This window comes from Streptomyces tremellae (assembly GCF_039540215.1).
Lineage (GTDB): Bacteria > Actinomycetota > Actinomycetes > Streptomycetales > Streptomycetaceae > Streptomyces > Streptomyces tremellae.
This window is the reverse complement of the sequence record NZ_BAABEP010000065.1, coordinates 19,725-33,017: the sequence shown is the minus strand read 5'-3', so window position 1 is coordinate 33,017 and position 13,293 is coordinate 19,725. Positions and strand designations below refer to the sequence as shown.

At 73.8% G+C, this 13,293-nt stretch carries 12 protein-coding genes; 5 read left to right on the top strand and 7 right to left on the bottom strand.

Going from position 1 to position 13,293, the window contains the following annotated elements:
• The 5 genes from ABEA77_RS28970 to ABEA77_RS28950 all read right to left on the bottom strand — a co-directional run.
• Positions 1–301, bottom strand: a 301-nt coding sequence (locus ABEA77_RS28970) for an SCO4983 family protein (protein WP_345653944.1), incomplete at its 3' end; no start/stop codon positions are given.
• A 211-nt stretch (positions 302–512) separates the two neighbouring features.
• Positions 513–1,724, bottom strand: a complete 1,212-nt coding sequence (locus tag ABEA77_RS28965) for a pyridoxal phosphate-dependent aminotransferase (protein WP_345653941.1) — start codon at positions 1,722–1,724, stop codon at positions 513–515.
• 76 nt (positions 1,725–1,800) lie between these two features.
• Positions 1,801–2,661, bottom strand: a complete 861-nt coding sequence (locus ABEA77_RS28960; RefSeq protein WP_345653938.1) for a polysaccharide deacetylase family protein — start codon at positions 2,659–2,661, stop codon at positions 1,801–1,803.
• Positions 2,662–2,889: 228 nt separating this feature from the next.
• Complete coding sequence (locus tag ABEA77_RS28955) at positions 2,890–4,524, bottom strand: N-acyl-D-amino-acid deacylase family protein (RefSeq protein WP_345653935.1); 1,635 nt, start codon at positions 4,522–4,524, stop codon at positions 2,890–2,892.
• 10 nt (positions 4,525–4,534) lie between these two features.
• Complete coding sequence (locus ABEA77_RS28950) at positions 4,535–5,821, bottom strand: alanine racemase (RefSeq protein WP_345653932.1); 1,287 nt, start codon at positions 5,819–5,821, stop codon at positions 4,535–4,537.
• Positions 5,822–6,008: 187 nt separating this feature from the next.
• On the opposite strand from ABEA77_RS28950, the gene ABEA77_RS28945 reads away from it, so the two are divergent.
• Genes ABEA77_RS28945 through ABEA77_RS28935 form a run of 3 tightly spaced genes read left to right on the top strand, consistent with a single transcriptional unit; the run spans position 6,009 to position 8,184 of the window.
• The gene (locus tag ABEA77_RS28945) at positions 6,009–7,016 is read left to right on the top strand and encodes a sugar kinase (protein ID WP_345653929.1); all 1,008 of its coding nucleotides are present in this window, start codon (positions 6,009–6,011) and stop codon (positions 7,014–7,016) included.
• On the top strand, positions 7,013–7,777 hold the full coding sequence (locus ABEA77_RS28940) for an IclR family transcriptional regulator (protein WP_345653926.1): 765 nt from the start codon (positions 7,013–7,015) through the stop codon (positions 7,775–7,777). The genes ABEA77_RS28945 and ABEA77_RS28940 overlap by 4 nt, the downstream gene beginning before the upstream one ends.
• Entirely contained in the window at positions 7,774–8,184 is a 411-nt protein-coding gene (locus tag ABEA77_RS28935; RefSeq protein ID WP_345653923.1) for a RidA family protein, read from the top strand. The genes ABEA77_RS28940 and ABEA77_RS28935 overlap by 4 nt, the downstream gene beginning before the upstream one ends.
• 149 nt (positions 8,185–8,333) lie before the next feature.
• Here the strand turns inward: ABEA77_RS28935 and ABEA77_RS28930 are convergent, their stop codons facing one another.
• Together ABEA77_RS28930 and ABEA77_RS28925 are read right to left on the bottom strand one after the other, a co-directional pair.
• The gene (locus tag ABEA77_RS28930; protein ID WP_345653921.1) at positions 8,334–10,049 is read right to left on the bottom strand and encodes a chitinase; all 1,716 of its coding nucleotides are present in this window, start codon (positions 10,047–10,049) and stop codon (positions 8,334–8,336) included.
• Positions 10,050–10,269: 220 nt separating this feature from the next.
• Complete coding sequence (locus tag ABEA77_RS28925) at positions 10,270–11,271, bottom strand: chitinase (protein WP_345653918.1); 1,002 nt, start codon at positions 11,269–11,271, stop codon at positions 10,270–10,272.
• 357 nt (positions 11,272–11,628) lie between these two features.
• Between ABEA77_RS28925 and ABEA77_RS28920 the strand changes: the two genes are divergently transcribed.
• Both ABEA77_RS28920 and cpaB read left to right on the top strand, forming a co-directional pair.
• Entirely contained in the window at positions 11,629–12,573 is a 945-nt protein-coding gene (locus tag ABEA77_RS28920; RefSeq protein ID WP_345653916.1) for a hypothetical protein, read from the top strand.
• Positions 12,570–13,289, top strand: a complete 720-nt coding sequence (gene cpaB, locus ABEA77_RS28915) for a Flp pilus assembly protein CpaB (protein ID WP_345653913.1) — start codon at positions 12,570–12,572, stop codon at positions 13,287–13,289. The genes ABEA77_RS28920 and cpaB overlap by 4 nt, the downstream gene beginning before the upstream one ends.
• Positions 13,290–13,293 lie beyond the last annotated feature (4 nt).

Genomic DNA, 13,293 nt, shown 5'->3' with positions numbered 1-13,293 from the left:
GCGCCTCGGCGACGACGAGGGCGCGGGCCGCCGCGTCGGCGGCGCGGCGGTGCAGCTCGCGGTGGTGGTCGCGGTCGTCGTCCGCCGCGGCGCGCGCCGGCTCGGCGCCGCGCAGCCGCACGATCTCCCGCAGCACGCGCTCCGCGGCCTCGTCGAGACCGAGCTCGTCGGTGACCGTGAGGAGTGCCGTCAGATAGCCGGCGAGCTGGCTGTCCAGCTCCTCCTCGCGGCTGCGGTGCGGGACGTCGGGGCGCGGGCCGGCCGTCGAGTGGACCGACTTGGTACGGATCGGCTCGTACATGGCAGGGCCTCCTGGCATCGTCAGGAAACCATCCTACATTGGAATCAGTCTAAAACTGAGGGGAATCGATGATCGTTGTGTGGCGGTGCGCCGGGGCGGGGCGCCGCGTGCGCGGGGTGTGGGCGCGGGGGTGCTCCGCGTGACCGCCGTACGGCACGGAAAGGCCCCGCGACGCCCCCCCCGGCCCGGGGCGCCGCGGGGCCGGCCGTGCTCAGTGCTGCCCGTAGCCGTCGAGGAAGGCGCCGATCCGGGTCACCGCGTCCGCCAGGTCCGCCGCGGTCGGCAGCGTCACGATCCGGAAGTGGTCGGGCTCGGGCCAGTTGAAGCCCGTGCCGTGCACCACCATGATCTTCTCGGCCCGCAGCAGGTCGAGCACCATCTCCCGGTCGTCCTTGATCTTGTAGACCGCCGGGTCGAGGCGCGGGAAGAGGTAGAGCGCGCCCTTCGGCTTCACGCAGGTCACACCGGGAATCTGGGTCAGCAGCTCGTACGCCGTGTCCCGCTGCTCCAGCATCCGGCCGCCCGGCAGCACCAGGTCGTCGATGGACTGCCGGCCGCCGAGCGCCGCCGCCACCGCGTACTGCGAGGGCATGTTGGCGCACAGCCGCATGTTGGCGAGGATCGTCAGGCCCTCGATGTACGAGGCCGCGTGGCTCTTGGGGCCGCACACCGCGAGCCAGCCGGAGCGGAAGCCCGCCACCCGGTAGTTCTTCGACAGGCCGTTGAACGTCAGCGTCAGCAGGTCGGGCGCGAGCGCGGCGGTGGGGGTGTGGGTGGCGCCGTCGTAGAGGATGCGGTCGTAGATCTCGTCCGAGCAGACGACCAGGCCGTGGCGGCGCGCCACGTCGGTGAGCGCCGTCAGCATCTCGGGCCCGTACACCGCGCCGGTCGGGTTGTTGGGATTGATGATCACGATCGCCTTGGTGCGGTCGGTGATCTTGCGCTCGATGTCCGCGAGGTCGGGCTGCCACTCCGCCTGCTCGTCGCACCGGTAGTGCACCGCGGTGCCGCCCGCGAGCGAGACCGAGGCCGTCCACAGCGGGTAGTCGGGCGCCGGGACCAGTACCTCGTCGCCGTCGTCGAGCAGCGCCTGCATCGCCATCTGGATCAGCTCGGAGACGCCGTTGCCGAGGTAGATGTCCTCGACGCCGACGTCGATGCCCTTGGTCTGGTAGTGCTGCATGACCGCGCGCCGGGCCGCGAGCAGGCCCTTCGCGTCGCCGTAGCCGTGGGCCGTGCCGAGGTTGCGGAGCATGTCCTCAAGGATCTCCGGCGGGCACTCGAAGCCGAACGCGGCGGGGTTGCCCGTGTTGAGCTTGAGGATGCGGTGGCCGGCCGCCTCAAGGCGCATCGCCTCGTCGAGCACCGGGCCCCGGATCTCGTAACAGACGTTGGCGAGCTTGGTCGACTGGATCACCTGCATGACGGCCACTGTACGGGCGCCGCCCCGGGGCCGCGCCGTGGTCTTGCCCACGTTCGCCCGCCCGGGGGCCCGCCGCTCAGCGCACCGGGAAGCCGAACCGGTAGCCGTGCGCGCGCAGCCACGGCAGCAGCTGCTCCAGCGCCTGCACGGTCTGGTGCCGGTCGCCGCCGCCGTCGTGGAAGAGGACCGTGGGGCCGTTGCCCAGCTCCTCCTTGACGGTGGCCAGGATGGCGGCGGTGCCCGGCCGCTCCCAGTCCTTCGCGTCCACGTTCCACCCCAGCGGCCGCAGCCCGTGCGCCGCGGCGGTCTGCCTGCTGTACGGGGTGAACGCGCCGCCCGGCGCCCGGTAGTACTGCGGCGCGACCCCGCCGGACGCGTGGGTGATCTGCCCGGCCGCGGTGAGGATCTCGGCCCTCTGGTAGGCGCGGCCCTCGTGGTCCATGGACTCGTCGTGGTGGACGCTGTGGTCGCACAGCCGGTGCCCGTCCGCCACCACCGCCTTCACCAGGCCGGGGTGGGCCGCGGCCTGCGGGCCGATCATGCAGAACGTGGCCTTCACGCCGTTGTGCCGCAGCACGGCGAGCACCTTCGGCGTCCAGGTGGGGTCCGGCCCGTCGTCGATGGTGAGCGCGACGGCCCGGCCGCCGCCCGCCACCGCGTGCGCGATGTCCATGGACACCACGGGCGGCGGCAGCCCGGGGTCGGGCGTGGAGGTCTCGGCGGGCAGCGGCGGCGCCGGGGGCCGCGCGGGCGTGGCCGTGGACGATCCGGGCCGCGCTGACGCCCCGCTGTCGCCCGCCCCCGGGTGCCCTGAAGCGCACCCCGCGAGCAGGGCCGCGAGCGTGGCCGCGCCCGCGGCGAGCGCAGCGCCCCGGGCGCCGCGCCGCCCGTCTCCGTGTCCCGTGCCCCGTCCCCGCACCCGTGCGGCCTGCCTCATCGCGCTCCCCGCTTCCCCGCCCCGTCAACCGTGTGTCGGGGGGAGAGACGGGCGGAGCGGCGCGGAGGCTCAGTCCCCACAGGAATCTCATAGGGTTTTATGCCACGAATCGAGCGTGCGTACGATTTTCTGTCTGTGGGGCGGCTCCCGGGTGGCCGCCGCCTCGGCCCGGAGAGAAGCGCCGTGGGCGCCGCCGCTTCCGCGCCCGGTTCGCCGCCGCCCGCGCGCTCAGCGCGCCAGGCCGTCCGCCCCGCGCCGTACCGAGCGGCCCGCGAGGATGTCCGTGCGCCGGCCGTCCGCCACCACGAAGCGGCCGTCGACCAGCACGTACGGGATCCCCTCGGGCGGGGTCGTCGGAGCATCGAAGGTCGCGCCCGCCGCGACCGTGTCCGGGTCGAACAGCACGAGGTCGGCGCGGAACCCCTCCCGCACCAGACCGCGGTCGGCGAGGCGCAGCCGGGCCGCCGCCCGGCCCGTCAGGTGCGCCACGCACTCCTCAAGCGAGAGGACGCCGAGCTCGCGCACGTAGTGGCCGAGGTAGCGGGGGAACGTGCCGTACGCGCGGGGATGCGGCTTGCTGCCGTGCAGGATGCCGTCGCTGCCGCCGGTGTGCACCCGGTGGCGCATGATGCGCCGCACGTTCTCCTCATGGCCCACGTGCTGGAGGATCGTCGGCGCCAGCCGGTCCCCGGTCAGCAGCCGCAGCGCCGTCGCCCACGGCTCCTCGCCCGCCGCGCGCGCCGACGCGGCCACCGACCGGCCGACGTAGGAGGCGAGGCCGGGCGAGGAGACCCCGGAGATCTCGATGGTCTCCCAGTCGATGGGCACGCCGTGGCAGCCGTCCGAGCCCGTGACCTCCAGGTCGCGGCGGATACGGTCGGCCGCCGCAGGGTCGGCGAGGCGGGCCAGGGTGGCGTCGGGCCCGCCCTCGCTCGCCCAGCTCGGCAGCATCGCGGCCAGCGTCGTCGCGCCCGGTGTGTACGGATAGGTGTCGAGCGTGATGTCCGCGCCGTCCGCGAGCGCCCGGTCGAGCAGCGCGAGCAGCTCGGGCGCGCGGCCCTCGTTCTCCGGGAAGTTCATGGTGGCGTGCGCCAGGTGCAGCGCGCAGCCCGCGCTGCGGCACAGCTCCACCATCTCCCGGTACGCGGTGAGGGCACCCGCGCCGTAACTGCGGTGGTGCGGGCAGTAGTAGGCGCCGTGGCGCGCCACCACCCGGCACAGCTCGGTCAGTTCGGCGTCGTCGGCGTACATGCCGGGCGTGTAGGTGAGGCCCGACGACATGCCGACCGCGCCCTGCTCCAGGCCCTCGGCGACCAGCCGCCGCATCCGCTCCAGCTCCCCCGGCGCGGCGGGGCGGTCGTCCCAGCCGACCGCGAGCATCCGCACCGAGCCCTGCGGCACCAGGTACGCCGCGTTGACCGCGGTGCCCCGGCCGCCGAACGCGCCGTCGAGCCGGTCCAGATAGCCGCCGACCGTGCGCCAGTCGAAGTCCACGGAGGAGTCGCCTGGCCCGCCGCCGTTCCACCCGGCGATGGTGCGGCGGACCTCGCCGAGCGTCCGGTCGTCGACCGGCGCGTACGAGAGGCCGTCCTGGCCCAGCACCTCCAGCGTCACGCCCTGCGCGGTCTTCGCCAGGTGCTCGGGGTCGCGCAGCAGCGCCAGGTCGCTGTGCGCGTGCATGTCGACGAAGCCGGGGGAGAGGGCGAGGCTGGCCGCGTCGAGCGTGCGTGCGGCGGACGGGCGCCGTCCCGCGCCCTCCGCGACGACCGCGGCGATCCGGCCGCCGTCGACGGCCACGTCCGCGCGGTACGAGGGGCCGCCCGAGCCGTCCACGACCCGCGCGCCCCGGATGACGAGATCCATCGCGCGCCCCTCAGAAGAACGTGCGGACGAGGTCCGTGACGGTGCCGTCCGCCGTGACCACCGGGATCAGCTGCCACTTGTCGAACGACGTGCAGGGGTGCGAGAGGCCCATCCCCACCCAGTCCCCGACCTCCAGGCCGGCGCCGGGCTCCGTGGTCAGCCAGCCGTGCTGGTCGGAGAGGCCGGTCACCGCGATGCCCTCCGCGTTCCTGAGCTCGCCGGTCCGACCGTCGCGCACGACCTGTGCCTCCGGCAGGTCCAGGTCGTAGGCGGCGTCCCGCTTGCCCGCGTTGACGAACGCCTGCGACGGTGTGGGCCGCGAGACGACCTGCGCCCACAGCCGGAACGCCGGTTCGAGTGCGCCCTCCTGCGGCACCCGCTTGAAGGGCGTGAGGTGCCGGTAGTGGCCGTCGTCGTGCGAGACGTACGCACCCGACCGCAGCAGTTTGACCACCGGCGCCGACAGCCCGGGGATCCGCGCGAACACGTCGGCCACCGCGTCGAACCAGGCGCTGCCGCCCGCGCTCACCACGATGTCCGAGGCGTCCGCGAACCGGCCCGCCGCGTCGAAGTCCGCCGCGAGCGCCACCAGCCGTCGCAGATAGCCGCGCACCCGCTCGCCGTCCGGCTCCGGCACCTCGCCCTCGTACCCGGCGACGCCGGTCAGCCGCAGCGAGGGCGCGGCCGCCACCGCGTCCGCGACGGCCGCGCACTCCGCCTCCGTACGGGCGCCGGTCCGCGCGCCCTCGCCCGCGCCCAGCTCCACCACGACCTCAAGGGGCCGCCGGGCGCCCGCCGCGCGCAGCGCCTCGTCCATCAGCTCCACGCCGCGCACCGAGTCGACGTAGCAGACGAAGCGGAAGTCCGGGTCCGCGTCCAGCTCGGCGGCGAGCCAGCGCAGCGCGGACGCGTCCACGACCTCGTTGGCGAGGAAGATCCGGGAGATGCCGTACGCCCGGTAGACCCGCACCTGGTGCGGGACGGCGGCCGTGATGCCCCAGGCGCCGTGCGCGAGCTGCCGCGCGAACAGCTGAGGCGCCATCGAGGTCTTGCCGTGCGGCGCGAAGTCCAGGCCGTGCCGGGTGGCGTACGTCTCCAGCAGGGCGAGGTTGTGTTCAAGGCGCTCGGCGGAGAGCGTGAGCACGGGTGTGGTGAAGCCGCCGGTGAACAGGGAGCGGCGCTGGGCGGCGAGCTCGCCCGCCGTCAGCCCCTCGGCGTCCGGCGGCAGGCCCTTGAAGCGGTGGTCGACGCGGATTCCGGCGAGGCCGGCGACGGCCTCCTCGGTGCTCGGGCCCATGGGGGTGTGCTCCTGCCTGCTGGATCTGCTGCCTGCTGGGTCTGCGGTCCGTTGGGTCTGCGGTCCGTCGTCCGCGGGGCCGCGTCCGGCGCGCGTGTGTTGCGTGGGATGCAACGCGCGTTGCGCATGATGCTGATCGTTGTCTAACATCCGATCCGACATCGGGTCAATCGGGAGGAGTCGGCGAGTGACCGAGGTTGTGTGCGTGGGCGAGTCCATGGTCACGTTCCTGCCGTCGCGGCCCGGCCGCCTCGCGGACGTGCCCTCCTTCGCCCGCACCATCGGCGGCGCCGAGTCCAACGTGGCCTGCGCGCTGGCCGCCGCTGGCCACGCCACCGCCTGGGTCAGCCGGGTCGGCGCCGACGGCTTCGGGGACCACCTCGTCGAGGCGGTCGCCGCGTACGGCGTCGACACCTCCGCCGTGCGGCGCGACCCCGAGCGCCCCACCGGCATCTACTTCCGCACCGCGAACGACCGCTCGGCCGCCGCCCACGAGGTCGCCTACTACCGCGCGGGCTCCGCCGCCTCCGCGATGTCCCCCGCCACCATGCCGCTCGACGTGCTCGACGACTGCCGTGTGCTGCACCTGTCCGGCATCACCGCCGCGCTCTCGGCGGACTGCCGCGCCCTGGTGGCGGCCCTCACCGCGCCCCGGCCCGGCCGCCCGCTGGTCTCGTTCGACGTCAACCACCGGCCCAGCCTGTGGCGCGACCCCGCGGGGGCCCGGGTCCTGCTGGAGTACGCGCGCGGCGCCGACCTGGTGTTCGTCGGCGAGGACGAGGCGGCACAGGCGTGGGACGTGCACGGCGCCGACGCGATACGGCGGGCCCTGCCCGAGCCCGCGGCGGTGGTCGTCAAGCGGGGCGCGGAGGGCGCCGTGCTCTACACGGACGGCACCGCGGTCGCCGTGCCCGCGCCCACGGTCGACGTGGTCGCGCCGGTCGGCGCGGGCGACGCCTTCGCCGCGGGCGTGCTCTCCGCCACCCTGCGCGGGCTGCCGCCCGCCGAGCGGCTGCGCCACGGCCATCTGATGGCCGCCGCCGTCCTCACGGTCGAGGCCGACGTGTGCGCGCCGCCCGACCGCGTGCTCGCCGACCGGCTCGTCGCCCTCGGCGAGCGCGAGTGGGCCGCGCTGCGGCTCTCCGCGGGCTGGGCGCACGGCGACGCGGCGGCCGAGGGGGTGCGTACGCCGTGAGCCAGAGCGTCGACCGGGCCCTGAGCATCCTGCCGCTGCTCGCGCGCGGCCCCGCCGACCTCGGCGCGGTCGCCGACGAGCTCGGCGTGCACAAGTCGACCGCCCTGCGGCTGCTGCGCACCCTGCACGAGCACGGCCTGGTGCACCGCCAGCGCGACCAGCGCTACCGCCTCGGCGCCCGCCTCTTCACCCTCGCGCAGGAGGCCGTGGAGAACCTCGACGTGCGCGACGTGGCCCATCCGCACCTGGTCGCGCTCAACGAGAGCTGCGGGCACACCGTGCACCTCGCGGTGTACGAGGAGCGCGAGGTGCTCTACATCGACAAGGTCGAGAGCCGCTACCCCGTGCGCATGTACTCGCGGATCGGCAAACCCGTGCCGATCACCGTCGCTGCCGTCGCCAAGCTGCTTCTCGCCGACCTCCCGGAGCCGGAGCGGCGGGCGCTCGCCGAGCGCCTCGACTACCCCCTCTACACGTCCCGTTCGACGCCCGACGCGGCCGCGTTCCTCAGGGAGCTCGCCACCGTGCGCGAGCAGGGCTGGGCCACCGACCTCGGCGGCCACGAGGAGTCCATCAACTGCGTGGGCGCCCCGGTCAAGGGCCCCGACGGGCGGGTCGTCGCCGCGATGTCGGTCTCCGCGCCGAACGTCGTCGTCACGGCGGAGGAACTCCTCGGCCTGCTGCCGCACGTCCGCCGCACGGCGGACGCGGTCAGCAGGGAGTACGCAGGCACCACACCATCCAAGGAAGCGACAGCATGAGCGACAAGACCGCGCTGACCCCCGCCACCCACACCGAGCCGCCGGCGAAGTTCTCGCACGGCGTGCGCAAGGGCAACATCGTGCAGGTCGCGGGCCAGGTCGGCTTCCTGCCTGCCGTGCCGGGCCAGGCCCCGACGCCCGCCGGCCCCACGCTGCGCGAACAGGCACTCCAGACCCTCGCCAACGTCAAGGCGATCCTGGAGGAGGGCGGCGCGGGCTGGGACGACGTGGTCATGATGCGCGTCTACCTCACCGACGTCGGCCACTTCGCCGAGCTCAACGAGATCTACAACGCCTACTTCGCCGAGCAGGACCTGGGGGCGCCGCCGGCCGCCCGCACCACCGTGTACGTGGGCCTGCCGCCCGGCCTGCTGATCGAGATCGACGCGCTCGCCGTCCTCGGCTGACCCCCGGGCGCGCGACAGCGCCGCCCGGGGGACGCGGCGGCGCTGTCGGCCCTGTGGGGGGCCGGTGGGGGCCGGTGGCGGCCGGTGGGGACGAACGCCCGGATGCCTCCGGATGCCCGGGTGCCCGGGTGCCGGAACGGGTGCCGGTGCTACGGCAGGGCGTGTACGTGCGGGCCGACCGTGCTGGACCACGCGTTGCCCGCCGAGGCGTCCCAGTTGGTCGACCAGGCCATCGCGCCCCGCAGGCCCGGCCAGGTCGTCGAGGGCTTGAACGAGCCGCAGCCCGTGCCCTTCGCGAGGCAGTCGAGCGCGTTGTCGACCACCGAGGGCGAGACATAGCCGCTGCCCGCGCCGCTGGTGGAGGCCGGGACGCCGATGCCGACCTGCGAGGGCGCGAGGCCGCCCTGGAGCTGGATGCAGGCGAGCGCGGTGATGAAGTCGACGGAGCCCTGCGAGTAGACCTTGCCGTCGCACCCGAGCATCGAACCGCTGTTGTAGTACTGGGTGTTGACGACGGTCAGGATGTCCTTGACCGCGAGCGCCAGCTTGAAGTACTCGGTGCCGGTGGACTGCATGTCGAGCGTCTGCGGCGCCATCGTCAGCACGAAGCCGCTGCCCGCCTTCGCGGCGAGCTGGTGCAGGGCCTGCGCCATGTAGGTGGAGTTGACGCCGTTCTCCAGGTCGATGTCGACGCCGTTGAAGCCGTACTGCTGCATCAGCGCGTACGCCGAGTTCGCGAACTCGGCCGCGGAGGCGGCACTGTTGACGGAGACGGTGCCGTTCTGGCCGCCGACCGAGAGGACCACGGACTTGCCCGCGGCCTTCTTCGCCGCGACGTCCGCCGTGAAGTCGCCGACGGAGGAGTAGCCGACGGCGGGGTCGAGGGTGAAGGCGAGCTGCCCCGGCGTGCTCGTCGCGTCGGCGAACGCCACCGCGATGATGTCGTACTGCGACGGCACGTCCCGCAGTTTCTGCACGGCGGCGCCGTTGTCGAAGTCCTGCCAGTAGCCGGTCAGGGCGTGCCCCGGCACGGCAGGGCTCCCGCCGGGCGGGGTGCTGCCGCCCGAGGGCGTGGTGACGCTGACGGCGGCCGACTTCGCGGACTCGCCCGCCGCGTTGGCGGCACTGACCTGGAACTGGTACGTGGTGTTCGCGCTGAGCCCGGTGACCGTGGCGGACGTGCCCGAGGCGGACTGGACCTTCGTGCCGCCGCGGTAGACGTTGTAGCCGGTGGCGCCGGAGACCGCGCCCCAGCTGAGGTTCACCGACGAGGCGGTCGCGCCGCTCGCGGTCAGCCCGCCGGGGGTGCCGGGCGCCTGCGGGCCCGGGTCGCCGCCCCCGCCGCCGTCAGGTCCTACGAGCGTGAGGTCGTCCACGACGTACGCGGACTGCCCGTACCAGCCGTGGGTGTAGACGCTGACGGACTTCGTGGCCGGGCCCGTCGTGAAGGTCGTCCTCAGCTGCGTCCAGCCGGAGCTGCCGGGCGTCCAGGTCTGCGGGTCGCTCGTGCCGGTGCCGGTCGCGCCCAGGTAGGTGTACCCGCCCTGGACCCAGGCGCTCAGCGTGTACGAGGAGTCGGGGGCCACGGCGACGCTCTGCGCGCACTGCGCGAAGTCCTGGCCCGCGGGGGTGCCGCGCAGCGCGGCCGAGCCGCCGTGCGCGGGGGAGGAGACCACGGCGGTGGTGCCCGCCGCGCAGGACCAGCCGGCGAGCCCGGACTCGAAGCCGCCGTTCTTCGCCACGTTGATGTCGGCGGCGTGCGCCGTGCCGGCGAGGCCGGCCAGGCCCAGCGCGCCGGCCGCGAGGGCGGCGACCGCGCCGCCCGCGGCCCTGCGGAGCCAGGATCTGTGTCGGGTGCGTTCCACTTGCTGCCTCCGGATGGGTGGGATGGAGGTGCGGAGAGGGAAACGGTGGCCACCGCCTGCCCCGTAAAAATGGTCCAGACCAATGTGCTTGTCAAGACGTCGCGGCGGATCCCGGGGGAGCCGGGGGGTGTTGGGCGACGGCGGGCGCGGGCCCGCGCGCGGAAAACCGGAAACGCCGCCCGCGGCTGCGGACGGCGTTCCGGTTGGGGGTGTGTACGGGTCAGAGCGCGTGCACGTGCGCGCCCACCGAGTCCGACCAGGCGTTGCCGGCCGAGGCGTCCCAGTTGGTCGACCAGGCCATGGCGCCCCGCAGGCCGGGCCAGGTCGTCGGGGGCTTGAAGGAGCCGCAGCCCGTGCCCTTCGTCAGGCAGTCGAGCGCGTCGTTCACCACCGACGGGTCCACGTAGCCGCTGCCCGCCGCGCTCGACGAGGCGGGGACGCCGATGCCGACCTGCGACGGGTCGAGCCCGCCCTGGAGCTGGATGCAGGCGAGCGCGGTGATGAAGTCGACCGTGCCCTGCGCGTAGACGTTGCCGTCGCAGCCCAGCATGGAACCGCTGTTGTAGTACTGCATGTTGACGACCGTGAGGATGTCCTTCACGGCGAGCGCCGTCTTGAAGTACTCGGCAGACGTCGACTGCATGTCGATCGTCTGCGGCGCCATCGTCAGCACGAAGCCCGACCCGGCCTTGTCCGCGAGCTGGTGCAGGGCCTGCGCCATGTAGGTGGAGTTGAGCCCGTTCTCCAGGTCGATGTCGATCCCGTCGAACCCGTACTTCTGCATCAGCGAGTACGCCGAGTCGGCGAACGCCGAGGCGGACGCGGCGTCGTCGACGGACACCGTGCCGTTCTGGCCGCCGACGGAGAGCACCACGGACTTGCCCTCGGCCTGCTTGGCCGCGATGTCCGCCTTGAACTGGTCGTCCGAGCTGTAGCCCACGGCGGGGTCCAGGCTGAACGACAGCTGTCCTGGTGTGGAGGTGGCGCTGGCGAACGCCACCGCGATGATGTCGTACTGGTCCGGCACGTCCGCCAGCTTCTGGACCTTCGCGCCGTTGTCGAAGTCCTGCCAGTAGCCGGTGACCGCGTGCGCCGGCACGGCATGCGGAGAGGCGGCGGGCGCCGCCTGGGCCGAGCCCGGCAGGGCGAACGCCGCGGCGGCCGTGGCGAGCGAGGCCACCGCGAGGGCCGCTCTGCGCCGCAGGGACGGCGGAAGGGACATGAGATGCACTGCATTGCCTCCGTGGGGGGAGAGGGAGATGCGTGTGGGGGGAATCTTCTTCCAACCTGGTCCGGACCAATGCCCGCTGTCAAGGCTTCGTGCGCGGAAGGCCGGGCCGCGAGGGGGCCGCAACAGCCGCCCCCGCACCGGACCGTGGCGTGCCGGTGGGCGAAACGCCCCGATTGCGGGCGGGTGTTCATGTACGGACGGTGGCACCCGCGCTCCGAAAAGTGTTCACTGGGCCGCTGGTCGCGGATAAAGTGCTGGGACAGGAGCGCACACCTACGACACCAGCAGGGACTGAGTTGAGCTGCGACAGCCGGGGCCCCGGCGTCCGGAGCCGAACGGGGAAGCACCGTGCCGACCGCCATCGCCGTCACCAGCCCTGATCTGGTGTTACCGCCCACCGACCGGCAGACCCCGACCGCCGCTGTCCTCCCGCCGCCACACGATCAGCCGTTGGGCGACGCCCTGTCCGCCGTCCAGCTCCTGCTCGACCAGCACGGGTACGTGGTGGTGCTGCACCCCGCCACCCTGCCCGCCGCCCACCGGCGCCGGCTGCACACCGTGCGCGCGCTGCTGGAGACCGACCGGGTCGCGCTGCTGCGCAGCGACCTGCCGCCGCTCGCGCTCGGCGTCCTCGTGCGCCAGCTGCGGCAGCTGTCCGTCTGCGACTTCGGCCCCGGTGTCGTCGCCTCGGCCGCCCGCCTGCTCTCGCACTACCTGTACGCGGGCGCCGTGCTCGGCTCCGTCGCCCGGCTCGACCACGTGCCGGTCGGCCTGAGGTCGCACGCCAAGTCCTGGGTGCCTGGCTCCCAGTTCGCGGTCCTCGCCGCGCCGCGCCCCGCGCTCGTGCGCCTCGGCTCGGCCAAGGACGGCAGGACGGGCAGGGACGGCAGGACGGGCGAGGAGGGCGGGACCGGCGCGCGCGGCGGCGACGCGGACCGGCTCCCGGGGCCCGACTTCGCCACCGAACTCCTCGTCGCCAGGGGCCAGCTGGCCACCGACTGGCCCACCGCGGCACTCGCCCCCGCCTGGGGCGTGCGGCAGGTGGGGGAGTGCCCGCTGCCCGCGTCCTCGCCCGCCTGGTGGGGCACGCCGCGCGCCGTGGAGTTCGCCGCGTACCTCCCCGACATCACCGTCCTCTACCAACTCGTCTCGTCCGTCCGGCGGGAGGTGTGCACCTGGTGCGGGATCGACCTCATCGGGGACCGCTGCGGCTTCTGCTCGGCCGCCGTCACACCCCCGGACGAGCACCCCCGGCGCGTCGCGGGTGCCCTGACCCGAGGAAACCCCACATGAACTCACGCCAGCGCCGCGGCATCCTGCTGCTGCTCGTCTCCCTCGTCTGCGCGCTCGCCGCGTTCGCCGGCGTGCTGCTGGTGATCAGCGACGTCGACTCCAAGGTCGGCCCCGAGGTGACCGCCTACGAGCTGGCGCAGGACGTCGCCCCGTACACCCCCCTCCAGGCAGGGCAGTTCACCAGGGTCAGCATGCCGAAGCGGTGGCTCTCGCCGAACGCCGTCACCGACCTGTCCGAGGTGGAGGGCAAGACCGCGGCCACCCGGCTGAAGAAGGGCTCGCTGCTCCAGAGCGACATGCTCGTGCCCAAGCCCGCGCTCGCCCCCGACGAGGAGGAGATCGCGATCATGATCGACGCGGAGACCGGCGTCGCGGGCAAGATCACCCCCGGCTCCCGGGTGAACATCTTCGCGACCTTCGCCGGCGGTCAGCGGGGCGGCAAGGCCACCACCGACGAGTCCCGCATCATCGTCAGCGACGCCCGCGTCCTCGACGTCGGCCGCATCACCGCGCTCCAGCCCAAGAACACCGACGACCGCGCGCTCGGCACCGAGCAGGCCGTGCCCATCACGTTCGCGCTGAAGACCGAGGACGCCCAGCGCGTCGCGTACGCCGAGTCCTTCGCCGACCACGTACGCCTCGCGCTGCTGCCCGACGGCAAGGCCGTCACCCCCTCGCCGGGCCAGGACACGTACACCCTGGAAGGGGACAAGTGAGCGC

What these genes read in the sequence shown, in the direction of transcription:
- ABEA77_RS28960 (WP_345653938.1), bottom strand. Translation starts at nt 2,661, where the DNA reads ATGAGGCAGGCCGCACGGGTGCGGGGACGGGGCACGGGACACGGAGAC.
- ABEA77_RS28935 (WP_345653923.1), top strand. Translation starts at nt 7,774, where the DNA reads ATGAGCGACAAGACCGCGCTGACCCCCGCCACCCACACCGAGCCGCCG.
- ABEA77_RS28955 (WP_345653935.1), bottom strand. Translation starts at nt 4,524, where the DNA reads ATGGATCTCGTCATCCGGGGCGCGCGGGTCGTGGACGGCTCGGGCGGC.
- ABEA77_RS28965 (WP_345653941.1), bottom strand. Translation starts at nt 1,724, where the DNA reads ATGCAGGTGATCCAGTCGACCAAGCTCGCCAACGTCTGTTACGAGATC.
- ABEA77_RS28950 (WP_345653932.1), bottom strand. Translation starts at nt 5,821, where the DNA reads ATGGGCCCGAGCACCGAGGAGGCCGTCGCCGGCCTCGCCGGAATCCGC.
- cpaB (WP_345653913.1), top strand. Translation starts at nt 12,570, where the DNA reads ATGAACTCACGCCAGCGCCGCGGCATCCTGCTGCTGCTCGTCTCCCTC.
- ABEA77_RS28925 (WP_345653918.1), bottom strand. Translation starts at nt 11,271, where the DNA reads ATGTCCCTTCCGCCGTCCCTGCGGCGCAGAGCGGCCCTCGCGGTGGCC.